Origin of the sequence: Succinivibrio dextrinosolvens (assembly GCF_900116345.1) — a bacterium.
GTDB lineage: Bacteria > Pseudomonadota > Gammaproteobacteria > Enterobacterales > Succinivibrionaceae > Succinivibrio > Succinivibrio dextrinosolvens_B.
In genome coordinates this window covers 108,558-135,350 of record NZ_FPAH01000002.1, presented here as the reverse complement: position 1 = coordinate 135,350, position 26,793 = coordinate 108,558, and the positions used below count along the sequence as shown (strand labels likewise).

At 39.5% G+C, this 26,793-nt stretch carries 17 protein-coding genes and 1 pseudogene; 10 read left to right on the top strand and 8 right to left on the bottom strand.

Going from position 1 to position 26,793, the window contains the following annotated elements; translation table 11 throughout:
- A pseudogene (gene tnpA, locus BM308_RS01425) lies at positions 1-312 on the top strand (IS200/IS605 family transposase); the annotation flags it as partial.
- A gap of 133 nt (positions 313-445) precedes the next feature.
- Here the strand turns inward: tnpA and BM308_RS01420 are convergent.
- Positions 446-1,216: a hypothetical protein gene (locus BM308_RS01420; RefSeq protein WP_074942521.1), complete on the bottom strand. Its 771-nt coding sequence runs from the start codon at positions 1,214-1,216 to the stop codon at positions 446-448.
- 372 nt (positions 1,217-1,588) lie between these two features.
- On the opposite strand from BM308_RS01420, the gene BM308_RS01415 reads away from it, so the two are divergent.
- Both BM308_RS01415 and BM308_RS01410 read left to right on the top strand, forming a co-directional pair.
- Positions 1,589-3,118 carry a fumarate hydratase gene (locus BM308_RS01415; protein ID WP_074942520.1) on the top strand — a complete coding sequence of 510 codons (1,530 nt, stop codon included), beginning with the start codon at positions 1,589-1,591 and terminating at the stop codon, positions 3,116-3,118.
- Positions 3,119-3,276: 158 nt separating this feature from the next.
- Positions 3,277-5,013 (top strand): glycoside hydrolase family 13 protein, encoded by a 1,737-nt coding sequence (locus BM308_RS01410; RefSeq protein ID WP_074942519.1) that lies wholly within the window; start codon positions 3,277-3,279, stop codon positions 5,011-5,013.
- 18 nt (positions 5,014-5,031) lie between these two features.
- Here BM308_RS01410 and mfd read toward each other — a convergent pair whose 3' ends face one another.
- On the bottom strand, positions 5,032-8,532 hold the full coding sequence (mfd, locus tag BM308_RS01405; RefSeq protein ID WP_074942518.1) for a transcription-repair coupling factor: 3,501 nt from the start codon (positions 8,530-8,532) through the stop codon (positions 5,032-5,034).
- Between the two features lie 68 nt (positions 8,533-8,600).
- Here mfd and BM308_RS01400 point away from each other — a divergent pair, with 68 nt between their 5' ends.
- From BM308_RS01400 to metG, 3 genes are all read left to right on the top strand, one after another.
- Positions 8,601-10,004, top strand: coding sequence for a DUF3329 domain-containing protein (locus BM308_RS01400; protein WP_074942517.1), 1,404 nt, complete (start codon positions 8,601-8,603; stop codon positions 10,002-10,004).
- Positions 9,989-10,273, top strand: a complete 285-nt coding sequence (locus BM308_RS01395; RefSeq protein WP_074942516.1) for a hypothetical protein — start codon at positions 9,989-9,991, stop codon at positions 10,271-10,273. Before BM308_RS01400 ends, BM308_RS01395 begins: the two co-directional genes overlap by 16 nt.
- 221 nt (positions 10,274-10,494) lie before the next feature.
- On the top strand, positions 10,495-12,564 hold the full coding sequence (gene metG / locus BM308_RS01390) for a methionine--tRNA ligase (protein ID WP_074942515.1): 2,070 nt from the start codon (positions 10,495-10,497) through the stop codon (positions 12,562-12,564).
- A 167-nt stretch (positions 12,565-12,731) separates the two neighbouring features.
- Here the strand turns inward: metG and BM308_RS01385 are convergent, their stop codons facing one another.
- Positions 12,732-13,253, bottom strand: coding sequence for a DUF2846 domain-containing protein (locus BM308_RS01385; RefSeq protein WP_074942514.1), 522 nt, complete (start codon positions 13,251-13,253; stop codon positions 12,732-12,734).
- 853 nt (positions 13,254-14,106) lie between these two features.
- Here BM308_RS01385 and BM308_RS01380 point away from each other — a divergent pair.
- Together BM308_RS01380 and BM308_RS01375 are read left to right on the top strand one after the other, a co-directional pair.
- Entirely contained in the window at positions 14,107-15,006 is a 900-nt protein-coding gene (locus BM308_RS01380) for a DMT family transporter (RefSeq protein WP_074942513.1), read from the top strand.
- A gap of 386 nt (positions 15,007-15,392) precedes the next feature.
- The gene (locus BM308_RS01375) at positions 15,393-17,624 is read left to right on the top strand and encodes a bifunctional diguanylate cyclase/phosphodiesterase (RefSeq protein ID WP_074942512.1); all 2,232 of its coding nucleotides are present in this window, start codon (positions 15,393-15,395) and stop codon (positions 17,622-17,624) included.
- Positions 17,625-17,656: 32 nt separating this feature from the next.
- Here BM308_RS01375 and BM308_RS01370 read toward each other — a convergent pair whose 3' ends face one another.
- The gene (locus tag BM308_RS01370; RefSeq protein WP_074942511.1) at positions 17,657-18,499 is read right to left on the bottom strand and encodes a 23S rRNA (adenine(2030)-N(6))-methyltransferase RlmJ; all 843 of its coding nucleotides are present in this window, start codon (positions 18,497-18,499) and stop codon (positions 17,657-17,659) included.
- 97 nt (positions 18,500-18,596) lie between these two features.
- On the opposite strand from BM308_RS01370, the gene BM308_RS01365 reads away from it, so the two are divergent.
- Positions 18,597-18,905 (top strand): hypothetical protein, encoded by a 309-nt coding sequence (locus tag BM308_RS01365; protein WP_074942510.1) that lies wholly within the window; start codon positions 18,597-18,599, stop codon positions 18,903-18,905.
- 1 nt (position 18,906) lies between these two features.
- On the opposite strand, the gene BM308_RS01360 is transcribed toward BM308_RS01365, so the two are convergent.
- The 4 genes from BM308_RS01360 to nadE all read right to left on the bottom strand — a co-directional run bounded on the left by BM308_RS01360 (position 18,907) and on the right by nadE (position 24,572).
- Entirely contained in the window at positions 18,907-20,307 is a 1,401-nt protein-coding gene (locus BM308_RS01360; RefSeq protein ID WP_074942509.1) for a hypothetical protein, read from the bottom strand.
- 156 nt (positions 20,308-20,463) lie between these two features.
- On the bottom strand, positions 20,464-21,111 hold the full coding sequence (locus tag BM308_RS01355; protein WP_143098543.1) for a hypothetical protein: 648 nt from the start codon (positions 21,109-21,111) through the stop codon (positions 20,464-20,466).
- Between the two features lie 16 nt (positions 21,112-21,127).
- Positions 21,128-22,606, bottom strand: a complete 1,479-nt coding sequence (gene putP / locus BM308_RS01350) for a sodium/proline symporter PutP (protein ID WP_074942507.1) — start codon at positions 22,604-22,606, stop codon at positions 21,128-21,130.
- A gap of 118 nt (positions 22,607-22,724) precedes the next feature.
- The gene (nadE, locus tag BM308_RS01345) at positions 22,725-24,572 is read right to left on the bottom strand and encodes an NAD(+) synthase (RefSeq protein ID WP_074942506.1); all 1,848 of its coding nucleotides are present in this window, start codon (positions 24,570-24,572) and stop codon (positions 22,725-22,727) included.
- Positions 24,573-24,678: 106 nt separating this feature from the next.
- Between nadE and glgX the strand changes: the two genes are divergently transcribed.
- Positions 24,679-26,754 carry a glycogen debranching protein GlgX gene (gene glgX, locus BM308_RS01340; RefSeq protein ID WP_083425387.1) on the top strand — a complete coding sequence of 692 codons (2,076 nt, stop codon included), beginning with the start codon at positions 24,679-24,681 and terminating at the stop codon, positions 26,752-26,754.
- Positions 26,755-26,793 lie beyond the last annotated feature (39 nt).

The following is a 26,793-nucleotide window of genomic DNA, read 5'->3' as shown; positions in this document are numbered from 1 at the left end:
CTTAGGAGAACTCAGAAATATCTTTTCTTTAGTATGGGGCAGATTTGAATCAAAACTATTAGCATTTGATGGAGAGGCTGACCATGTTCATCTGCTAGTCGGTTATCCTCCAAAAGTTGCAATCTCAAAACTAGTTCAAGCTCTCAAAGGCTATTCGAGTCTAATTATCAGAAAAAAGAATTATCCCTCTATACAAAAAAAATCTTTGGGGGGAAAGCTCTTTGGTCACCATCCTATTTTGCATGCAGTTGTGGAGGAGCCTCAATTTCTATTATTAGACAATATATAGAACAACAGAACACACCTGATTAGAAAATATCCATTTTCTAATCGGCACGCTTTATCCCCGCAGTAAACTGCGTGGTTTTAGCGTGCCTATTACTTGATAAATGAAAAAGGCAATGTTAAACATTGCCAACTTCATAAAGAAAAATGAAAAGAAATCTTACCACTTCTTCTTATCACCGAAGATTTCATCAAGATCACTCTTGTCGTCCTGCCCCTGAGCAGCATCCTGCTTAGGTTTAGCGGCAGATGATTTTTTCTCGGCGTTAAGTCCGTTCAGCATATTGGCCAGAAGATCTTCTTTTTCCTGAATCCAGTTATCCTTAACACCAGACTGCTTAATTACAGAAAGGCCTTTTTCAATCAGAGTCTTGCAGGTTCCGGACTGTTTTAAGCGCTTCATTTCAAAAACCTTCTGAATCAGGTTTGAAAGATTAACCTTTAAAACAAGAACATATAGTCTGCGGTCTTCCTTATTGATTAAGGTTGGATTAATAGGCACACCTGATTTCATCTCTGACTTGAGAATACCGCGTAAATGTCTGATGGTACGCAGCTGAGTCAGGGCCATGGCATCATTTTCAGGAGCTTTAAAGGCATTGGAATCTTTATAGGTCTGCTTTATTTCATTGATCATGCGCTCTTCATTGGCGATACGCTCTTTGACTTCTTCACGGCGTTTAGGATCAATGGCTCTTTTACGCAGGGCTCGAATAATACGATAATGAAGCACCAGCACCAGTGTCTTAGAAAAAGCCACCTGTGACTGATTCAGCAAAAGTTCTTCACATTCTGCAATAATATTGTTAGCTTTATTGGCAATCAGTCTAGCATCCTGCTCTCTGCGGGAAACATAATCACTGTACATGTTAATGATTATGAGCAGAAATGTTGCCAAAAGTACAAAAATTACAGCAATCGTTATAAACATTTCAAAATCTCAAATTATTATTCTTTTATATATTATAACGACTTAGCGCAGATTTGTTTTGAGTTTATTAGTTAAATTTTGAGCTGTGACAACAAGTTGAAGCTATTTCACACTTAATTTCACTTAATTTCCCGAACATACAGCTAAAAATTAAACCGATAAACCGTTCAGGATCACATCTTTCAGAGGGAAATCAATTGAATTTTTTGCTCTCAGATTGAGAAACAACGCACGCTTTGTTTAATAAATTTGATTATTTTTGTTAAGTTGAGCAGTTTTCCACATAAATGCTAACTAAATCTACATATTAAAAATAAAATGGATTAGAATTAACTAGTCGTTTTGTATACAAATACAAGGAATGTACCATCTATGACAACACTAATTAAAACTGCAGACTTTATTGAATCAGTATGCGATGCGATTCAATATATCTCATACTATCACCCACGTGATTTCCTTAAGGCAATGAAGCATGCCTACGATATCGAGCAGAATCCATCAGCAAAGAATGCGATTGCTCAGATTTTAGTAAATTCTAAAATGTGTGCTATCGGCAAGCGTCCTCTATGTCAGGATACCGGAGCTGTAACCTGTTTCGTAAAGATCGGTATGGACGTTCGCTTTGAAGGTGATATGACCGTTCAGGAAATGGTTGATGAAGGTACCCGTCGTGCATACTGCTATGAGACCAACCCTCTACGTAAATCAATTCTGACTGATCCTCTGGGAAAGAGAATCAACACCAAGGATAACACTCCTACTGTTGTTCATATTGAGATGGTTCATGGCGACAAGGTTGAGGTTGCTATCGCATCAAAGGGAGGCGGTTCCGAGAACAAGACCCACATGCGTATGCTTAACCCATCAGACAGCGTTGTAGACTACGTATTAAGCGAAATTCCACACATGGGTGCAGGCTGGTGTCCTCCAGGCATCATCGGTATTGGTGTTGGCGGTACTCCTGAGAAGTCAGCTATCCTTGCAAAGGAAGCCTTAAACGATCCAATCGATATTCAGGAACTGATTGCACGTGGTCCTAAGAATGCAGAGGAAGAACTGCGTTTAGAGCTTTATGACAAGATCAACAAGCTAGGTATCGGAGCTCAGGGCTTAGGTGGTATCACCACCGTTCTGGATGTTAAGGTTAAGACCTATCCATGCCACGCTGTATCAAAGGCAACCACCATTATTCCTAACTGTGCCGCAACCCGTCACATTGACTTTGTTCTTGATGGTTCAGGCCCAGCAGAATTTGTTCCACCTTCACTTGATGATTATCCTGATATCGAGATTGGCGGTGCAGATGCAAATGTTAAGCGTGTAAATCTTGATACCATCACCAAAGAAGAGATTGCTTCATGGAAGATGGGTGAAACCCTGTTATTATCAGGCACCATTCTAACCGGTCGTGACGCAGCTCATAAGCGTGTTGCTGACTTAATCAAGGAAGGCAAACCTCTACCTGACGGTGTTGATTTCCACAAGAAGTTCATTTACTACGTAGGACCAGTTCCTGCAGTAGGTGATGAGGTTGTAGGCCCTGCAGGTCCAACCACTTCAACCCGTATGGATAAGTTCGTAGAGACTATGCTTGCAGATACTGGTCTATACGGCATGATTGGTAAATCAGAGCGTGGTCCTGAGGCTATTGCTTCAATCAAGAAGCACAAGGCTGCTTATCTGATGGCTACCGGTGGCGCAGCATACCTGGTTTCAAAGGCAATCAAGTCCGCTAAGGTTCTGGCCTTTGAAGATCTGGGCATGGAAGCTATCCGTGAGTACAAGGTTGTTGATATGCCTGTTACCGTTGCTGTTGATTCTGAGGGTAACTCAATTCATCACATCGGACCTCAGGAATGGTCAAAGAAGATTGCAGAGATTAAATTCAAGTACATCTAATCAGGTTTAATTTTCTGTAATCGCAAAGACGGATCTGTGGAATATCAGATCCGTTTTTTTTGCTAGAATTAAAACAGAGTTTCAAATAATAATCTGCTAATCAACATAGGAGGCGAGGACATCCTTCATTATTGAAGGAGGGAATCGTACAGGGACATATGATAGTTGAAGGAATTTCTCATATCAGCGGTTTTAATGACTGCTACGCCTATAACAAAGATGAACTGATAATAAACATCAGAACCAATAAAACCATAAAAAAAGTTACACTCTATGCCGATGATCCATATCTGAACGGATGTTCAACCTCAGCTCCATGGGATGGTCAACCTTATGATATGCAGCTTAAATATGAACTTAAGCATGAGTTCATCTATTCAGTCACTCTCAAGCCAAAGTATAAGAGACTTCAGTATTATTTCAGAGTTACTGATGATAACAATGAAACCATGGTTTATCAGGAAAGCGGCATTGTCAGTGAAGAGGAATTCAGCAAAAAACTATTCAAGGAGTATTTCAAGTTTGCCTGGATGAACGAGGCTGATATCAATGTTCATCCTAAGTGGGTTGAGAACACCTACTGGTATCAGATTTTCCCTGACCGTTTCTGCAGAGAGGAAGCTCCTTTTGAAGGAACCTTAAGCAAATGGGATGATCTTTCCGCCTTTGGTCACAAGGTATTTTACGGCGGTAATATAAAGGGAGCCATGAGCAGACTTGAGTATCTGCACGATCTCGGTGTAAACGGCATCTACTTTAATCCTTTATTTGTATCCGACAGCAATCACAAGTACAACATCGATGACTATCTGCATATTGATCCTAATTTCGGTTCAAATGTTGATCTTAAACTGCTGATTGAAAAAGCTCATTCACTCGGTATTAAAGTTATGATTGATGCTGTTTTCAATCACAGCGGACTAGGCTTTTTTGCCTGGAAGGATGTTGTAGAAAACAGAAGAAATTCAAAGTATTATGACTGGTTCTTCATCAACGATGACGAGAATTTCACCATCACCCACAAGTCAACAAAGGATAGCCGTTTCTATTCCTTTGCCTTTGTGGACAATATGCCCAAACTTAATACCAACAACCCTGAGGTAATGACCTATTTTGTCGATGTATGCAAGAAATGGATCGACATGTGGGATATTGATGGAATCAGATTTGATGTGGGCAATGAAATCTCCCATGCCTTCATCAAGAAACTTCACACAGAGCTTAAGGCCTATAGAAAAGATATCTTCCTTCTGGGCGAGATCTGGGTTAATTCTTCTCAGTATCTGCAGGGAGATGAGTATGACTCAGTCATGAATTATCCTTATCTTGAGAACCTCTCCAACTTCTTCTTAGATAAGAGCAAGAGTGCTGAAGACTTTAAATATGCGGTTAATTTCTGCTATTCCATGTACCAGAAGCAGGTTAATGAGAATATCTTCAACCTCTTTGACAGTCATGATATCGACAGAATGTATACCCGAGTCAAAAACTATGATGCCTTCATACAGATGCTGGTAATTCTGTCAACACTGCCTGGTTCTCCTTGTATCTACTATGGCACTGAAATAGCTATGGAAGGAGAGAATGATCCTTACTGCAGATATCCTATGCGCTGGGATATTGTTGAAAATAAATCCAGAGAGGATACGTTCAAAGCAGTACAGACTCTTATTAATATGAGACTTTCAAATCAGGAGTTTTTAGGAGACAGCTACCGTTTTGAAAAGACTGAAGGCAGACTTGTATGCTATGAGCGTAATGGAATCAGAATCTATCTGAATGCTGATGAGACTGACAGGGCAGTTACCTTTGAAAAAGAGCCTGAAGTATTATTTGCTCATAAATATGAAGGAAGCAGTCTGAAGGCAGGAGGCGCACTGGTCGTACGCCTCTAGAGATACAGTATTTTAAGACTATTTTGCAAGAGAGCTGTTGGCGGCGAAAGCCAAAAGCAGCTGTCTTAAAAGCTTGAGTCTTGGATACTCCAGTGTTTCCGGCAGGTTATAGCGCATGGAACTCTGACCGGTAATCCGGTACTCGTTATGTTTACAGGTGGTCATAAGCTTAATCAGATACTCATTTGAGATTTTATGATCACTGTTAAACTCAATAATTCCTCCTTTCTCATCACCGTTTATCCTCTTGATTCCAAGGTCGGTTGCCAGCTTCTTTAAGGAAGATAGCTCAAACAGATTAACAGCAGGAGGAGGCAGCAAACCGAAACGGTCAATGATTTCCACCTTCAGATCCTCAAATTCCTCAGGAGTAACACAGGAGGAAATTCTCTTGTAGAGAGACAGTCTGGTACTGATATCGCCAATAAAATCGGATGGCAGCAGACAAGGAATATGAAGGTCAATATCACACTCATTCAAGGTCAGTTCGGCAAGAGAAGGTTCTCGGCCTTCCTTTAAAGCTTTAACTGCTGCTTCAAGCATTTCTGAATATAAGGAGAAGCCTACTGATTCAATCTGACCGGACTGTTCTTCACCTAAAAGCTCACCGGCACCGCGTATCTCCATATCATGAGTTGCCAGGACAAAGCCTGCACCAAGTTCTTCAAGTGAAGAGATAGCATCCAGACGCAGCTTTGCATCCTTGGAGATAAGCTCCTTTGGTGGAGTGAAGAGGTAGGCATAGGCCTGATGATGAGAACGGCCGACACGACCACGGATCTGATGCAGCTGAGCTAAGCCGAGCATATCCGCTCTGTCGATGATAATAGTATTGGCGGTTGGAACATCCAGACCATTTTCAACGATAGTGGTACATAACAGCAGATTAAAGCGCTGATGATAAAAATCACGCATTACCTTCTGCAGCTCTTTTTCGTTTAGCTGACCATGACCGATACCGATTTTTGCCTCAGGAACTAAAGCAGCCAGCTGCGTAGCTCTCTGATTGATGGTGGAGACATCATTATGCAGATAGTAGACCTGACCGCCACGTCTTAGCTCACGCATAATAGCTTCACGGGTGATAGTATCTGAGTTCTGCATCACAAAGGTCTTAACTGCCAGACGATGCTCTGGAGGAGTTGCAATAATGGAAAGCTCACGCATTCCCTCCATCGCCATGTTAAGAGTTCTTGGAATTGGAGTTGCAGTCAGGGTCAGAAGATCAACCTGAGCACGCAGCTCCTTTAATTTCTCTTTCTGCTTAACACCGAAACGGTGTTCCTCATCCACAATGATAAGACCAAGTTTCTTAAACTTGATATCCTTTGAGAGGAGCTTATGGGTACCAATAACAATATCCACACTGCCGGCAGCAACCTTATCTAAGGTTTCCTTCTGCTGTTTAGCTGTCTTAAAACGGGATAGAAGTTCAATGTTTATTGCTGTTCCAGCAAATCTTTCAATAAAGTTCTGATAGTGCTGTTCAGCAAGAATAGTAGTTGGTACCAGTACAGCGACCTGAGAGCCGGATGCTGCCACCACAAAGGCGGCACGCAGGGCAACTTCGGTTTTACCAAAGCCCACATCACCGCAGACCAGGCGATCCATAGGCTGTTCTTTGGCAAGATCAGCAAGTGTATTGTCAATGGCAGCTTTCTGATCCGGAGTTTCTACAAAGCCAAAGCCTGCAGCAAATTCGTCCAGAGACTTTTCATCAATCTCAAATTTAGTACCGCGGCTGGCTTCACGTCTGGCGTATAAATCAAGAAGCTGAGCTGCCACATCAGTAACCTTCTGAACCGCCTTCTGCTTATGCTTATTCCAGATGTCTGAGCCTAATCGGGATAAAGGAGGATTTTCTGAGCCTGAATATCTTGCCACCTTGGAGAGGGCAGTAATCGGAATATTAAGCATATCTCCGTTCTGATACTCAATAGTCAGATACTCACCTCTGATGCCGCCGATTTCCATTGTCTTAAGACCGCGATAGCGACCGATACCGTGATCGATGTGAACCACAACCTGACCTTCAGTCAGAGAGGAGAGGTTTTTGATGATGGTATCCTGAGAGAGTTGTGAGTTTTTAGAGGCCTTTCTGGTTCTTACAACCTTATAGCCTAAAATCTCATTCTCGGTTAAAAAGCACAGATTTACAGATGGAATAATCAGACCTTCATCAAATGGAGCAAGAGTCAGCATGAAGGGATCTTTTGCATTTAAAAAATCATCAAAGGATGAGGCAGCCTTAATGCCGTATTTATCAATAATAACCTGAGGCAGTGTTTCTCTTAGGCTCTGACGGCGACCTTCAGAGATAGCAGACATCAGAATTCTTCCGCCTTTATTTATAAAATCACTTACAAAGGCAATGAATCGGTTCTGGGATTCCTTTTCCTGACGGTTATAGCTTATATCCGGGATTTTTACATAATCGGTATTGTAAAAGCCTCTTTTTGATAAATCCTCATCCGTAAATGGCTGCTGATACAGCTCAATTAACTGATATTTCTTAAGATTATCAAAGACCTCCTGAGGACTCAGAAATACCTTTGATACAGGAAGCGGTGGATGATCCGGATTTCCAGCAAACTCAAGAGCTCGTTTATGAGCCTCAACATCAAATTCGGTAACTGCCTTTTTAACATCATCCACGGTAATGATTCTAAAGTCTTCACTCAAATACTCAAAGATTGAGCTCATAGAACTGAAGAACAGTGACATGTAGTACTCAATACCGGCAGGTATAGCTCCACGGGAGATTGCCTGATAAATTGAGTGGGAAGCGAAGTTTGAGCCAATGAAGGCATCACGGTAATTGCTTCTGAAAACACTGATTGACTTTTCATTCAGAGGATATTCATGAGCAGGCAGCAGGGCAATCTTATCAATAGTATTCAGCGAGCGCTGGGTATCCACATCAAAGACACGTATAGAATCAACCTCATCGTCAAAGAAATCTATACGGTAAGGTACGTCTGAGCCCATAGGGTAAATATCAAGAATAGAACCGCGAATAGCAAGTTCACCCGGAGCTAAAACCTGTTCAACTCTCAGATATCCATGAGAGGTCATCTCTTTTTGGATTTCCTGAATATCTCTGATATCACCTTTGGAAATTGAGAAACTGTTGGCTTTAATGTAGTCAACCGGACTTAATCTTGGCATGATTGCCTGAACCGTGGTGACAACTATTTCATTTTTCAGGGCTTTAAGACGGGAGAGAATACTGATTCTTGAGGAGACGATATCCTGATGAGGAGACAGGGTATCGTAGGGCAGAGTCTCCCAGTCCTGAAGATATTCAACCTTAACCTTTGGAAGAACTGCAACTAAAGTTGATTTAATACTCTGAGCTACAAAATTGTCAGCACAGATTACAAGGCAGGGGTCACCGTTTTTTTCATAGATGGCACCAATAGATCCGATGATTCCTGTGATATTTAGATTGCCAATATGTTTTACAGAATTTGAAAAAGATATGTTGATATCAGCTTTTAATAAGTCTTTGAGTTGCATAATTACTAATATTTGAAACTTTGATCTATACTTGTCTATTGTAATTTTACACTAATATCGAGTTTGTTATGTTCCAACTGAAAACAAATATCTATCTTTTACTCTGGTTTTCTTTTATTGCAGTTTTCGCGTTCTTAATTCCTTATTATTCAAATGATTACAGATATCAGATGATTGAAGGTACCGAGGATCTGGTCACATCCTTCTACGATATCTGTGTATCTCAGTATCGTCATTACTTCACCTGGGGCGGCAGAACTCCTCCTCATTTTCTGGCACAGTGTCTGCTGTTAGGTGGAAAGGTAGTATCTTCAATTGCAACAGCTTTATGTTATATCTCACTGATTTATATCATTTATTCAATGGGTACCGGCAAAAAGGTCTCTCCACTTAATATGCCTTTCGTTCCTGTTGTATTTATCAGCATCGGTTTATGGCTGTGCATGAGATCATTTGGTGAGGTGGTTTTCATGCTGGTAACCTCCTGCAATTACCTTTTCACCTCAACCTTTATTATTCTGTACCTGCTGCCATTCCGTTTTGCCTTAAATGAGGATAGAACAGAACATGGAATGCTGTTTGCCCTTATGATGTTTATACTTGGCATCATCGCCGGCTGGTGTAATGAGAATACCGGTTTTGCAATCTGTTCTATTACCGGACTTTTATGTCTTTACAAACTCTATAAGCGTGAACTAACCACCTGGCAGGCTGCTGGTCTTATCGGTATGGGCATCGGTTTTCTGATTCTTGTCCTATCACCAGGTAATGCAGCTAGATACGACAGCATGGCACAGAATAACTTTGATTATTTCAGCCATCTTTTCAATACAGTAAGTATCTTCTTCGTATCTCTTGCTGAAAATCTGCCTGTAATTCTATGCTATGTATACTTCTATGTGCTCTTTAAGAAAAATAATCTTAAAGAGAAGTGTACATCCGAACTGTATGCCTCCTATTACTGCTTTGCCTTAGGATTTGTATCTCTGGCAATTATGATTTTCTCTCCTAATTTCCCAGGTCGTTCCGCAGCACCATTTACCATGTTTGTTCTTGCTGCTGATGTAGCTTTATATGCAGCCCTGAAAAAAAATGACATAAATCCTTTGAAGTCATCCTACAAAATGACAATTTATGCTTTATTTTTTGTATTTTTTGCCGTTACAAGTACAAATGCCTTTGGAGCTTTATTCCAGGCAAGAGCTGATCAGGTAGAACTTGAAAAATCCATTGCCGACCAGATTGCACAGGGAAAAAAGGATCTGGAAGTTCCAATTATGCATGTACAGTCCGGAAGATACATTTTTATCGGAGCCATGAAGGTTTCTAAAGAAAACTTTGCAAATAAGATTGCGGCAAGGTATTATCATGTGAATTCCTTTACCAAGGCATGTGACTTGACTCAGGCATTTATACATTTTGATCTGAAATACGTTTTAAGTTATGGTGAACCAGTATGCAAAACCCATTAGAACTAATTAAGCTTTTAAGTAAAATCGAGGCTGGGGATGCCAATGAGTCTGAGCTGCATGATTTTATCTGTCTGCTTTTAAAGAAAAAGGTGGATATCAGATTGACTGAAGGCACCTTTGCACAGAAGAATGAGATTAGAGATCTGACCGCAAAGCCTAGTGCAGAGGACTTTGACAAGTTAAAACTGGCAATGAAGGTATCTTCCTCTCAGTTTCCTATGAACAGCCGTATGCCGGCTCAGGGAATGAAACCAGTCCATAAGAAATAAAAAGACTTTATATACAACTCCAATCCATCGTCACGAAAAATGCCGATGGATTCTTATTTTTCAAAGCCTTTCACGCCTTGACTTCTTCAATACCTGATTATCTATAGCCCAAGCCACTGTTTTTGACAGGCTAATCTCTGCCCATTTAATGTGTTTTTTGTGCCAAGGCTCACCATTTGTAGTAAAATACACGCCAATTATTCATAAAATTCAAAAAGAAAATAACTGAGGAAAACATGACTCAAAAAACAATCCTGGTTACTAACGCACTTCCTTATGCAAATGGTCCAATCCATTTAGGCCATATGCTTGAGCACATCCAGTCAGATATCTTCGTAAGATTCAACAGAGCCATCGGCAATAAGGTTGCCTATGTCTGCGGTGATGACTGTCATGGCAGCCCTGTAATGATTAAGGCAGGTCAGCTTGGTATTACACCTGAGCAGATGATTGAAATGACCACCAAGGATCACGACGAGGACCTAAAGGGCTTTTTAGTTGCCTACGACAACTACTATAAGACTCATTCTCCTGAGAACGAGGAAATGATGTCCTATATGTATAAGAAAGCTTTTGAGAAGGGATATATTGTAACCAAGAAGATCTCTCAGTTATTCGATCCTCAGAAGAATATGTTCCTGCCAGACAGATTTGTTAAGGGAACCTGTCCAAGATGCGGTGCAAAAGATCAGTACGGCGATAACTGCGAAGTCTGCGGTGCCACCTATGATCCAACCGAGCTTAAGGATGCCTACTCAACAGTATCCGGTGCCAAACCAGAATTAAAAGAATCAGTACACTATTTCTTTGATTTACCAAAAGCTAAGGATTTTCTTCATGATTTCATCAGAAATTCTGGCGTAATTCAGAAAGAAATGGCAAACAAGCTTGAAGAGTGGTTCTCTCAGGGCTTAAAGCAGTGGGATATCTCTCGTGATGCACCTTATTTCGGCTTCAAGATCCCTGGTGCAGAAGACAAGTATTTCTACGTATGGATGGATGCACCTGTAGGTTACTTTGCGTCTTTAAAGAATCTGTGCTCAAAGAACGGCATGAACTTTGAGGATTTCATCAAGAAAGATTCATCTGTTGAGATGGTTCACTTCATCGGTAAGGATATTCTGTACTTCCACTCCTTATTCTGGCCTGCAACCCTATACGCAGCTGATTTACGTCTGCCAGATCATATTTATGTTCATGGCTATGTAACTGTAAACGGCGCAAAGATGTCAAAGTCAAAGGGAACCTTCATCAAGGCCAAGACCTTCCTGAAGTACTTAAAGCCAGAGACTCTGCGTTACTACTTCGCATCAAAGATGAACTCATCAGCAGTTGATATCGACCTGTCACTAGATGATTTCATGGCAAAGGTTAACTCAGATATCGTAGGTAAGGTTGTAAATCTTGCATCAAGAACCGCAGGCTTCATCACCAAGAGATTTGACGGCAAGCTGTCAGATGCTCCATACAATGAAGAGATCATTGCCAAAATTGCAGCAATCAAGGATGAGGTAATCAAGGGTTATGAGAGCCGTAACTATGCTGATGCAATCAGAGCAATCATGACTTTAGCAGATGATGCCAACAGATACATCGATTCAATGGCTCCATGGGTAATTGCCAAGGAAGAAGGTCAGGATGACAAACTGCAGCGAGTATGCTCTGACGGTATCAACCTGTTCAAGGCTCTGATTACCTATCTGCAGCCAGTATTACCAGAGGTTGCCGCAAATGCAGCTGAATTCCTGAATACCACACTTGATTTTGCAACTGTTGAGAAGCCTCTGACCTCTCACACCATCAACAAGTTCAAGCCTTTATTCAGCCGTATTGAGAAGACTACAATCGATGCAATGATTGAGAACTCAAAGGAAGATTTAAAGGAAGCCGCCGGTGCAGCAAAACCTCAGAAAAAAGCTGATGAAGCTAAGAGTGAAGAGGGCAGAATCGAGCCTTTAGCACCAGAAATCACCATTGATGATTTTGCTAAGATTGATCTTCGTGTTGGTACTATCGTAAGTGCTGAAGAAGTTCCAGAGGCTAAGAAGCTTCTTAAACTTAAGGTTGATATCGGTTTTGAAACCAGACAGGTATTTGCAGGTATCAAGGCAGCCTACAAGGAGGTTAATTCTTTAGTTGGCCGTCAGGTGGTGCTTGTGGCAAATCTAAAGCCTCGTCAGATGAAGTTTGGCCTATCTGAGGGTATGGTTACTGCTGCAGGTCCAGGCGGTACCGAGGTATTCCTGTTAGGTGTTGATTCTGGTGCTGTAAACGGTGATAGAATCCATTAATCCAGAAAAAATACTTTTTTAAATTCGAATGGATCCAGAGATCATTTTAAAAGGTCTCTGGATTTTTATTTTTTTAAAGGTCTTTCCAAAATGACAGCAGAGAGGCTTTGAGATACCATTCACAAACAAGGAAGAGAGAAACAGGGGAGAGTTGAATGAAAAAAGCATTACCGTTTCTGAGAGTAAAGCTCGTTTTTCAGCCTGTTAAAATCCTTTTTATCAATATCCTTCTCATCATCTTCAAAACCCTCAACCAGATCAAGATTCAGAATATCCTTCATAGCAACCTTATAACTCATAAGTCTGATTCCAGAGCCTGAGGAAAATACTCCATATTTGATATTCTGCTTTACGTAATAGTTTCGGCCAGGTTTAGTCTTAAAAGTAATGTGGTTATTGCCAAACTCAGAACGTGTAGAAACAATATGCTGACCAGGTTTTACAACTGCTACAAAAAAAGTTTCATTGGTCAGATCGGCGGCAAACTTTCCGTCAACCCAGACTCTTTTCTTCATCCAGGAACCGTAGTAGTGCTTAGGTCTGTAAATATAGATTTGAGAGGTGTTGGGGTCTTTGATTTTAAAAGTTTTGGCGAATTTTTCGTCATCAACGGAGGCATAGTCAGCAACACATCCGGATAAGGTAAACAGGCAGGTAATAACAGCAAGAAATACACATATCCTTTTCATTTATATATCCGAATGCGACTGTTTGTTTGATTGTTGTTTTGTTTAGTAAAAGGATAGCATTAAAGTATTATTTGAATGTTAGAGATACTTCAAAGTAATCAATATATTAAACAGAGCATGAGTTCTGAAGAAAATGATGAGGAGATATCAAAATATTTTTATCGAGAAAAGAGTTCATGAAATAAACCTATCAATATACAGAAACATTTGTACTATAAGTTATACAATTTTCTTAAAAAACAAAAAGATAAAAAGACAAATTAAAACGAAATGATAAAATAGAAAAGCGGTTAAGCCGTAAGGTGGCTCTATTAACTTAGGGTCACGGCAATGACCCTAAGCAGTAGAGCTTTAAGTTAAACATTAAGAAAGGATCTCAAAATGAGAATCATATTTCTAATTGTTTTAACTATGGTTTTACTGTGCTGGTGTCTTCCTGTATGGTAAAACCGTAGATAAAGGGTGGGGAGAAATCTCCGCCCTTCGTCTTTATTATAGATCAATTTATTGTTATTTAAACAGATTTTTAATTAACTTCAAACCACAATTTCATAATCAGACGCTTTGTTAAAAAGAAATCTTACATTTTATACAAAACATATAAAAAAAATTTTATATTTTACGATGATACGTATCTCTATTTAAAATTTAACATAATATAAATTATGCGAAGTTATAACGGTATAATCGCAGTAGTTAAATTAAGCTACTGTATCTACTAACCTGCTGCTAATTAGAACTCCAGAAATATATAAGTGGATTGAATATAATAAGCTACATAGCATTATGCTAGAATAATTGACTAATTCCTTAGGATTAAACAGAAAATCTTAATTATCGTTTAATACAATCTATGTTCGAGTTTAGACAATATTTACTGCTTTTTATAACAGCAACCATTTGGGGATCTGGTTTTGTCGCACAGAAACTGGGTATGTCATTCATATCTCCATTTGCATTCACATTCTTTAGAACATTACTTGGTGCTCTGTTTTTAATTCCAGTAATTCTGTTTATCCGAAGATACAGACAGAAACACCAGATAAAACCACAAAAGATCAATAAAAGATATCTTGTTATAGGTTCGCTTTGCTGTGGTTTCTTTCTGATTCTATCTGAATCACTTCAACAGTTTGGTCTGGTTACAGCCGATGTTAACAAAGCTTCGTTCATAACCTCTTTATATATGATATTCGTTCCGATTCTTGGAATTTTTCTAGGTCATAGAATTACCTTAAAAATCGTCATTGCAGTTATTATTTCCTGCATTGGTCTGTATTTTTTCTGCATAAAAGACGAAATTGTCTTTGAACAGGGAGATCTGCTTGTATTTCTATGTGCTATTGGATTTGCCTGTCATATCCTTGTTATTGCATATTTCATAAATCATGTAAATGGCGTAATTCTTTCCTGCGGTCAGTTTTTCTGTGCTTCCTTTTTAGGATTTCTAATGATGTGTTTTACAGGTTTTCCTTCTTCAGAAAATCTTATTAAATGCATTCCTGCCCTTCTCTACGCCGGTATTATGTCAAACGGAGTTGCCTATACACTCCAGATCGTTGCCCAGAAAGGAATAAATCCAACAGTAGCATCTTTAATTCTCTCCCTAGAATCTGTTATGGGAGCTTTATTTGGAATTATGTTCTTAAATGAGGTAATGACTGTACGTGAATTATCAGGAGCAGCGTTAATGTTTACAGCTATTATAATTACTCAGCTGAAATTGAATCCGTCCAGAAAAAACTCTGTTTAATAGGTTTAACAAAAATGCCTTTTTTTGGTGATTATTAAATTAGCTGAATGCGATATTCAAAAGAATCTATTGCCTATTTTTAGATATTTCTTGTCGTTTTCTATTCAGCAGAAATAGAAAATATAATATTATTCACAAAATTTTTACTAAAATATCTTTCTCATAAATACAATTCTATTACAATACAATATGTTAAAATATGAAGAAATTATACATTTCAATAATGTTGATATATTGTATTTTTCTAATATAATAGCGTATCTTTTATTTTGTACTATTATTCAAATAAGTCGATTTTTTGCTCTAAAAATGCTTAATTTTAGCAGTCTGTAGGAACCATTTACAGAAGTAGCAAAGTTAAAGTATGTGAATTCATAAAGATTATTATGTCCAGAAAAAACATTGATACTACAGTTGATGATATTTTCTCTGATGCATTTGTCAGTGACATCATTCAATCTGATATCGATTTCAATAACTTAGATGATGTTGTGTACAATTCATCAAGCTCTTTCGATATCAGTGAAATTGCAGATATTCTCTTAGATAGTATCGATGAATATGTATTTATTACAGATACAACCACAAAGAATATTGTTTATATCAACAAGCCTTTGTGTGAGGCTCTTGAAATCAATAATTCCTTTGTTGGTACCTGTTATGAATTATTATGCGGAAAAGACTCCCCTTGTGCTGACTGCAGAAGCAACCAGATAAATGATGACAGTTTCTTTGTTATCAATCACATAAATTCAAAACTGCATAAAAATCTGATTTTAAAATCCCGCAATCTTGAGCTATACAACCGCACCTATACCATTAATGTTGCAGTACCTAAAGATATCCAGCAAGACAAGATTATCTTCAGGGATTTAAACAAACTTAATATCAACGATATTCTAGCACCATACATAAAAATCTACGCTGACAATATAAGCACACCAGAAGTCCAGCTTTATAAGTTTATTGAATATTTGGGTATTGAGCTTAATGCAGAGAACTGTACCCTATTTGAACATATTGATTTATCAAAGAATAACACTTATCAAATCTACGATATAGATCCGACATTAAACCTTTTAAGAACTCTTATCTGGGTAAATGAGGAGCTCAATGTAACCGACGATTACGTACTAATACCGGATGAAATCGTCAACAGAGCATATGAGGATCGTATCTATAAGGAATATACAGATGGCGACTCTAGATATATAGCCATTCCAATCGAACAGGATCTAAATCCTCTAGGTGTTGTTTTTATTAAAAATCCTAAAACAGAATTTATTAATACATTAGCCCCTGCCATAAAGACAATTCAGAAACTTCTTACCGGTTCCATCGAACTTAAGAAGATGCATATGGAACTGTCTAATGTATCAAGTATTGATACACTTACTGGACTTAAAAACCGTAAGCAGATGCTGGTTGATATCAACAATCTGTCCTTACAGAATCGTATCGGTGTTATATTCCTCAATGTCAATTCACTAAAAGAAATTAATAACGAACATGGTACAAAGTTCGGAGATGAGATTCTTAAAAAGACAGCTTCTCTTCTAAAGCAGTTAATGCCTGACAACAAAAACATCTACCGTATCGGAGGTGATGAGTTTGTTGCAATCCATACTGCAATTGACGAGGCTGAATTCTGTGTTCTCTCTGATATGCTCAAAGCTTACATGATTTCTGAGAAAGGTTTCTCAGTTTCAGTTGGCACGCATTGGGAACATAGCGGTATTCTGATACAAAAAGCAATAAATCTTGCTGAATCAGACATGTACACCGAGAAAAAGGTTTACTACAGAAATAATCACAACGGTGGTCGCTACAGAAAACAGAATGATGCAATTCTGAAACTGATAGAGCCAGACAAGATAAAGTCCTACATCGAACAGAACTGCTTTAAGATTCTATATCAGCCAAAATTCAAGATTCAGAACGATACTGCAGAGATCGCTGGTGCAGAGGCGCTGGTTCGATTGGTAATCAATAATACTGTTATTCCACCGGATGATTTTATTCCTGCCCTGGAATCAGCACACTATACATATCTTATTGATTATTTCGTTTTTGAAAAAATCTGCAAAAGAATGCGTGAACGTCTTGATCAGAACGAAAAAGTACTCCCTGTTTCATGTAATTTCTCAAGACACACTATTATCAGAACAGACTTTAAGGATACATTAAAGTCCATTCTGAACAAGTATAAAATCGGCTATGATCTGATCCCTCTTGAAGTTTCAGAACACACCAATACAACCAGATACAAGGACTTGATTGAAGTTACAAACAATCTTGCAGAAGAAGGCTTTAATATTTCAATTGACGACTTCGGAACCGCCCATGCGAATATTTACTCTCTTGCAGATCTTTCTGTTAATGAAGTCAAGTTTGATAAGAAACTGATAGATAATCTTGCATCAGAGAACAATTCGAAGATTACAACAATTCTTGGTGTTCTAATCACCATGTGTAAGAAACTTGGCATCAAGACCATTGCAGAGGGTGTTGAGAATAAAGAACAGAGTGATATTCTTAAGTCTTTAGGCTGTGATGAAATTCAGGGCTACTACTACAGTAGACCAATCAAGGACGAAGATTATTACGGAAAATTCTAAAAACGCCTGACAAAACAGGCGTTCTAGTCAATCTAAGGCTGAGGATTTATAACCTTAAGTCTGGCACTTCCTCCCTTCTTTGATAAAGCCTGATAAAGCTCATCAACTATAGGAGAAAGATCATTATCAAGGCCGTATGGGTAGTTTAGGATAAGCATACCTGAACCACACATACCGAAAACCTCCTCCTGAGGCTCAACACACAGTTCCACCTGCAGCATAGGAATATTAAGACGTCTTAAATCCTGAGTCAGATTCTTTGAGTGATCACGCAGCTTGCCTAGAACAGGATACCAAATAGCAAATATGCCGGTATTCCATTTTGCGTGACCGATTTTTACAGCCTTAACCAGATCGACATACTCATTCTTCTCCTCATAGGCAGGATCAATTACCACCATGCCTCGACGAGGAGTTGGAGGCAGAAGTGCATTTAAAGCCTCTAGACCTTCCCTATTCTGGATATTGCAGCGTCTGTCTCTCTTAAAGTTATTTCTAAGATTCTCAAATTCATTTGGATGTAAATCGATGAAAGTAAACTTATCGGATTCTCTGCCAAGACAGGCCTCAAACATTGGAGAACCTGGATATAAATTTCCTTCTTCCTGATTTACAGAATCATAAACTTCATAGAACTCCGGTACCAGTTCACGTAGTTTCTTGTTTTCTCTGATTTTGCTGATGCCGCTCTTATATTCCTGATTCTTCTGAGCCATAAAGCCATCAAGCTTGTACAGTCCTGAACCGGAATGGGTATCAATAACAATATATGGCTTATCTTTTCTGTTTAAAGCCCTCATCAGAAGACATATAACCATATGCTTTAGAATATCAGCATGATTACCAGAATGAAAACCGTGTTTATAGCTGAGCATAAATCATTTATTCCTTAAAAAATTTGTTGGTAGTTTAACACGAATCCACCGGTTTTAATCTAAAATTAAAAAGGAAACCTCCAGAGGAGAACTCGTCTTGAAAAGATTGTTAACCGCACTGATAACACTGCTGACCACTTTAAGCAGTTATGCTTTTGTTATTGATTATGATGCGATAAATGATAATGACAACGTAGAATACTACAGGGCTAATTCGCTGAATTACGCATCACAGGGAAGCTTCAGCGAAGACGGTGTCAGTCGTGTAGTAGTTCCCCACGACCGAAAAAAAGGCATTGCAACCAACGAAGACAACGAAGGTGGCGGCCTTAAGCTTGAAGGAGTAAATAAAGAAGATCTGGAGAATCTATATTACGGAAACGAGCTTTACAACAAAACCAAATAACCTAGAATCTTCTCTGGTTAATAGCGTCCTCTAGACCTGCCACCCACATCACAGCAGTCTCATAAGCCATCAGAAGGTCATGTCTTTGCATAAAGCCTGAGGCCATGATTCCATCAACGAATTCAAGATCCAGAGATTCCATTGAGGAGGCAATCTTGAAGATAGTCTCATATTCAGGAATATCATGCATAATCTTCTTGATTCGGCTGTCAATCTGCTCGGTCAGGATATCAACCTTTGAAGTTGTAAAGGCATACATCTGAGAAATCAGAGAACCGATTCCCAGCGAGAATCCCCATGAAACATCAATTGAACCTGCATGATAAAATGTCAGTTCCTCAATGAATTTTGCTCTTAATAAAAGCTGACGTAAAGGCTCGTATAATATATATTTGCCCTTGTTTGTATCCTTATCAGGGCGATAGAATTCCTCAAGAATCATAAGAACCATGATGCAGACAAGCTTATTTAAGACCTCTACATCCATTTCGTATAAAAAGCTCTCAAAATCAGTACCGATAAGATACTCATTCTCTCTGCCCTGCTCCAGATAATGCAGGATTATAGGCATATAGCTCTTTATATCATTTCGTGTAGAAATAAAGCTTATGAAGATCTTGTACTCAGGCTTTTCTTCTAGGAGCTGTTCAATAACACGAAGACAGATTTCAAAGGAATTACGGTTTACCCTGAAAAAGAACGGATTGAAATTCTGCTGAAGAACATCTTTAGGGAAAGATGGGCAGCAGACGTAATCTGCTCCGGACTCAAATGCAATTGAAGCCTTATTGATATTATCGCAGCGGTCACAGATAAGCTTAATCCATGGAGCCTTTTTCAGAATATTCCGAGCAAGAATGAACTGCTCTTCAATATCCTGAGTCATATCAATAACAGCATAGGAAATTGAACGAATCTCTCTGAACCAGTTGGTGTATACAATTGTGTATACATCTGCAGCGATGGTCATGCTTTCCTTTTTCAGGAGATTTAGCTGATGCTGGAAAGAAATTGAAGCATCCTGACGGTCCTGAAGATGAAGAATAAAACGTGTGGCAGGAAGACCGCGGGCGTATTTTGACAGATCAGGACACAGAGGGAACTCAGTCATGCAGATTCCATTTCTCTGTGTAAAAAGCTCACTATGTCTTCTTATATAGAAACCGATAGAAATATGCCTTACATGTTTTTTCTCAATCATGTCAGGCCTGAAACTGCTTTCTCCTGCAGTATATCTGAACACATAACTTAACAGATTACCTTTCTTGTCGAAAACAGGGGTTCTGGTAAGAATATTACAGCGATCTTTTGAGCGTACATATTTAGGTGATTTTGAACGCACCGGATCTGTTGTTAACGGAGAGCTAGCATTTGTTAAGCTATTAGGATTTATATAAGCCATTTATATCCATCATACCTATTTCCAAATCCAAGGAACGATTTGGAATAACCTGTATTTAGAGTTTAGGTAATTGTTTTTTTATTTTCTTAAATACAGATCTGAAATTTATTATTATTTATGTATTTATTATATGAAAAAGTTATGCAAGATAGAATATCAGACAGGTTCTGACTTTCTTTTTTGTGAAGATGCTGATACTTTATCGAGCTTTGTTGATAACTCGCCTATTGCATAGCGCTTGTTTCTGTTAATTCTGGCTGAAGCCATCTGATAAAACTTGTCATCATCCACAGAATAGATTGCAGCATTTTTTCTATCAATAAAGACTCTTGCAATCTGATCCTTATAATAGTGGTGATTGATTCCTCTTTTTACGGCTCCAGTAAAGAATCTTGGTTTAAGACTACCGCATTCCTTGTAAAGAACAGCCGAGCTTCTTGGTTTTACAAGTTTTCCGGAGTTTCCTGACTTAACATCAAAAAGAACAATAGCATAAGCTTCAACAGTAATAGGAGCAGAATCCATACGTAGTTTTTTTCTGATACGGTTGAATCTTATAACCCTGTATATATATAAAAGCTGATAGAAAGCAACAAGAATGGATAGTGTGTAGAAATGATCATGGAAAACTGCAATATTTCCACTTGAATAGCAGTAGACCAGCACACCAAAAAGGATCCAGAAAATATGGAAAGATAAGCCGAATCCTTTTTTTACTACTGTATCTACCACATTTACATCAAACCTTACACCTGCTCTTTGCAAGTACGATTGCAGATAAACATTTGGTGGAAGGTTTTTCAACGTAATCTCCTGGATATTAGTGGTCTTTTACTTCAAACCAGAACTGTTTTTCAAGACTGATAAACAGAGACTCAACTGGTGCATTATTCTTTTGTGTAACTAAGCTTACCACGAAAATAACAAGTGATGAAATAATAAATCCAGGAACAAGTGAATATAAATCAAAGAATTGACCTAATTCCCAAATAATAACTGTTGCAGCTCCAGCGATCATGCCGCAAATTGCACCTGCAAGAGACATTCTCTTCCAGAATACAGAGATAAGCACAGCAGGACCAAAGGATGCTCCAAAACCAGCCCAGGCATAGGCAACAAGCTTTAAAATACCTGAATTAGGATCAAGTGCAATCACATAAGCAACAGCTGCTACCAGTAAAAGCATACCTCTGCCAACCCAGATTAGTTCTCCCTGAGAGGCGTGAGGACGAAGAAGTCTGCAGTAAAAATCAGCGGTAAGAGTGGTTGATGATACTAAAAGCTGACAGGATAAGGTTGACATAACCGCAGCCAGAATTGCAGATAACAGAATACCAGCTATCCATGGAGAGAACAGACACTGTGTCACAATAATGAAGATCTGCTCTGGATTATTAACAGTAATCTCCGGATGTTTTGCGGCAAAGGCAACACCGTAATAACCAACCATAACCGCACCGGTAAGACAGAAAATCATCCAGCTGATACTGATTCTACGGGCACCGCCCATTCCGCGAACAGAGGCTGCAGCCATAAAACGAACCAGAATGTGAGGCTGTCCCATGTAGCCAAGGCCCCAGCCAGCAAGTGAAATCATGCCGATAACAGTTGTGCCCTTGAGCATATCTGCCATATCAGGACCTTTCATAGCAACCAGCGCATTGGCTTCTTCAAGAGAGCCAACATCATAGATAATGATAATTGGAGTAATGATCAGAGCAAAAATCATCAGAGTAGCTTGAACCGCATCAGTCCAGCTTACAGCAAGAAAGCCTCCGATACAGACATACAGAATTGTTGAAACAGCGCCAATCAGAAGTGCGTTGTGATAATCAAGACCAAAGGTCTGTTCAAACAGTCTGGCACCTGAAACCATTCCGGATGCGCAGTAAACCACAAAGAAAATCAGAATAATGAATGCTGAAACAATGGAGGTTATACGAAGTCTGTCCTTGAAGCGAGCTGCAAAATAATCCGGCAAGGTAAGTGCATCGGATGCATTCTGTGTAAATGAACGCAGTCTTGCAGCCACGAATTTCCAGTTACACCACTGACCAATGGTTAAACCGATTGCAATCCAGGCCTGAGATAAACCAGCAACATATAATGCCCCAGGAAGGCCCATTAGAAGCCATCCGGACATATCTGAAGCTCCGGCTGAAAGACCTGTAATAACTCGACCTAGGCTTCTGCCACCGAGAACATAATCATTTAGAGAGGAAGTTGCGCGTGCAGCATAAATGCCAATAACAATCATGGCAAATATATAAACAATGAATGTTGTTGTAGTTGTAAACATGTTTTGCTCAAATTTTTTGTTTAAAGATGGGCGTATTTTAGCAGAAAGATGCAGATTTATAAAGGAAAAACCATGTGCAACATAGAGGTGCACATGGTATTGTGCAAGCGTTTTTTCTCTAATCCAAGTCTTTCAGAATTGACTTGAAGCCATCGTTTAGCAGAGGGAATACAAAACCGTTCTTGGCATTGAGATCAGATGACTCAATATGGAAGGTGGTAGCACCTCGCTCACGTTTCCACTGACTTACAGATAACTTTCTGAAGTATTTGACAACAAAGCCCTTCAGATCACCATTAGTAAACTGAGTGAACTCTTTTTCAATAGTATCAAGAATCATCTTAGGACTCAGGAAGTGGTTCTGATGTAATACATGGATTCTATCCAGAATTACATATGGCATCAGATCACGCTCATCAGTCTGATCGCCGCCAGGACGCAGCTCAGCAGTAGGAGCCTGAACACAAACCTTCATCATCTGAGGACATTCAAGCTTTAAGCCTTTGTCATTTACCATAAGTCCGTCTTTAGCAATATGCTCATTGATTTTAAGGACTCTGCTCTTTGAAATGTCTCCAATTGGTGCAACACCGCCAGCTGTATCACCATCCATGGTGCAGTACCCTACTGCATCTTCAGAAGCATTGCAGGTTGTAATAAGCAGTTTATTATATCTGTTGGCGATCATCCAGATGCCAGGAGCACGGGAACGTGCCTGAATATTCTGAAGTGCAATGTCGTCATGATCCCAGGTCATAGGAGTATCAGAAGTTGAATTAACAACTGAGGTATATTCTTCAACAAGCTTTGCAATTGACCATTCGTGATGATCGGCACCAAGATCAGAGGATACACCTGCGGCAGCCTCACGAGTTACACTACCAGAAACAATTGAGCCCTGATAAACAGTGGTTAGAAGCTCAGGCATTACCTTCTTCTTGATGTAAGACTGAAGATCTTCACTTCCATTGTATTTAGGAAGCTTAAAACCGCACTGTTCTAAAAGACGGCTGTACTCTTCAAAACCAAGTTCTTCGATAGCAGCCAGCTGACCATAGCAGACACTGGTTGCACATAATGCAGAATCAGCACCACCGGACATTGATAAGGCAAAACCGTGAGAATAAGTCTTAAGCATCCAGTCAAACAGACCTAACCCCACAGCACGAACAATGGAGTCATACTGAGATAAAGGATTTGCAATGCCGCTTTTAACGGTAAAGATATCTTCACGCTTGAAAGACAGCAGATTTGAACGGGCAACACACTCGCCGTTATCAGCAATCATACACAATGAGTCAAAAATATCTGAACCGCTTTCACAGCCTGAAAGATTGGTTAAAAGAACAGGACACTTTAATGTCAGGCTTAAAGCCTTAACCTTAATCTCTCTCTTATCGGCAGCATCCAGTTCAAAGCGTGCAGCCTCAGGAATAATCAGCAGCTCAACATCCTGAATATAGTTAAGATCACCCTCATTAAAGAGAATACCAACAATACCCTCTGAGGTTTCAATACTGTTGCATACACCATAATGGTTGGTACCAATATTGAACATGCACTCATCAGAGTAAGGGGTTGAGAAGTTTCTTACTCTTGAATCCTTTGCATTATAAAATGAATGAGCTGCAGCAATACCGAGAATAGCACCTTTGCAGACTAATGCGTAACAGTCAAAAACCTTTCCACTAGTATCTGCAAGTGGAAGACCAACACCGACAGTTATTCCCTCTGGAAGTTCATATTTAAGTTTTAAAAGACAGTTTACGGCTCCCTTAAGCAGCTCCTGATGTTCAAACATGTCTCCACAGCCATAGCCTGAAATGCATAACTCAGGAAATGCCAGTAATTTAATGCCTTCTTTTTGTGCTTTTGCAGCTAAATCAAGAATTTTTTTTGTATTTATGTCTAAATCTAGTGGCGTTGTATTTACACGTGCAGCGCCAAAGTAAGTATAATTAGCCATACAGTATCCTCTATACGTTTATTGAGTGTAAAAATAACATATTTTTTCAGGTATGGAGCATACTCGTCTAAAATGACGCATAAAAAAATAAAATTGGGCAATAACCGTGATAAACAAACAATTCATTATTTCCAGAGGTAACTGCCATAATCTAGGTGCCACCATAGAGAAGAATGGAGTTAATTTTGCGTTCTGGAGTCCTTATGCACAAGAAGTAGATCTGCTTTTATTTGACAATGTTAATGATGATTCACCTTATATAGTTCACCTTTCAAGCAGAGTATTCAAATCAACCTATTACTGGCATGTTTTTGTTCATGGAATAGGTCCAGGACAGATCTATGCGTTCAGAGTTACAAAGGCTGTCGATAATTCTGACTCAGTAGCCATCGGTAAAGTTTTAATTGATCCTTATGCTAAAAGAATTCTGTTTCCTGATCACTATGATCGTTTCGCCATAGGTGATGAAAAGAGAATCTTCAGAAACTCACTTAAATGTGCAGTTGTAGATATTGATGATTATGACTGGGGTATTGATGCATATCCGAACCATTCTCTTGAAAACACCATCATCTATGAGATGCATGTAAAAGGTTTCACTGCAGATAAATCATCAGGACTAGCCGACAACATAAAAGGAACCTACAGAGGTCTGATTGAAAAGATTCCTTATCTGGTAGAGCTGGGAATCACCACTGTTGAGCTGATGCCTATATATCAGTTTGATGAAAACGATGCCAGACCAGGAATGAAGAACTACTGGGGCTACTCCCCTATGGGATTCTTTGCCCCACATGACTGTTTCAGCTCTGATAAATCCATCATGGGACCTTTAAATGAGTTCCGTGACATGGTTAAGGCACTGCACAAAAACGGCATAGAGGTTATTCTTGACGTTGTCTACAATCATACCTCCGAGGGCGATGATAACGGACCGACCTACAGTTTTAAAGGACTGGACAAGAACGGCTACTATATAGTCAAGGACGGATATCACCAGAACTATTCTGGCTGCGGAAATTCTCTTAACGCCAATCGTCCGATTGTAAGACGAATGATTATTGAGTCACTGGAGTTCTGGCATCAGAAGATGCACGTAGACGGTTTCAGATTTGATCTTGCATCCATTCTTACCCGTGATAAAAACGGCGCACCAATGAATGACAACACTACCCTGCTGACTATTGATGCCGACTATCAACTTGCAGAGGCAAAACTTATCGCCGAGCCTTGGGATGCTGGCGGACTTTATCAGTTAGGAGCAATCTCCGGCAGTAAATGGAGAGAGTGGAACGGTCAGTTCAGAGATGATGTACGTTCCTTCATGAGAGGCGACTGCGGTAAGGTTAAGAACTTTATCCTTCGTCTTCTGGGCTCACCTGACATTTACAATGAGCATGAGGTTGATCCTCAGAAATCCATCAATTTTGTAACCTGTCATGACGGCTTTACCCTCTACGATCTGGTCTGCTATTCAGAGAAGCACAATTTTGCCAACGGAGAAAACAACAACGATGGCAATAATGCAAATTACTCTGCCAATTATGGAATTGAAGGACCGTCTGATGACAAGTCACTGAAAAAACTCAGACTGCGTCAGGCAAAAAACTTCATGGCTATAACCATGCTTTCCTACGGCACACCTATGATTTGTATGGGCGATGAAGTCCTTCGTTCACAGAAAGGTAACAACAATGCCTACTGTCAGGATAATGAACTGAGCTATCTTAAGTGGGAATATAACGAAGATCAGAAGAATATGCTCAGTTATACCCAGAGGCTTATTGAATTAAGACGTCAGGGCCAGCTATCACCTCATGGAAACGACAACTATAACAACAAGCTTGATAATGCACTGAAGAATGCAAAGATTCAGTGGCATGGAACCAAGCCTTTCCAGCCTGACTGGTCTGATATGTCCCATTCTGTTGGATTTCTGTTCCGTCACAAGACTGCTGATGTTTATGCCTATGTATATGTAAATGCCTTCTGGGAGGATTTAACAATTGAACTTCCTTCTGTTCCAGGACATCTGCATAGAAACTGGTATCAGTACCTGAATACAGCTCTTCAGACCGGAAAGGAAGTATCAAACTTCTATATGAGTCGTCGATTCAGAGCAGGAGACAAGATAAAAGTAAAGAATCACAGTATTCTGATGCTGATCTGCCCTGCTACCTAACTTAATTTCTCAAGGCCTAGTTTTGATATTAGGCCTTTC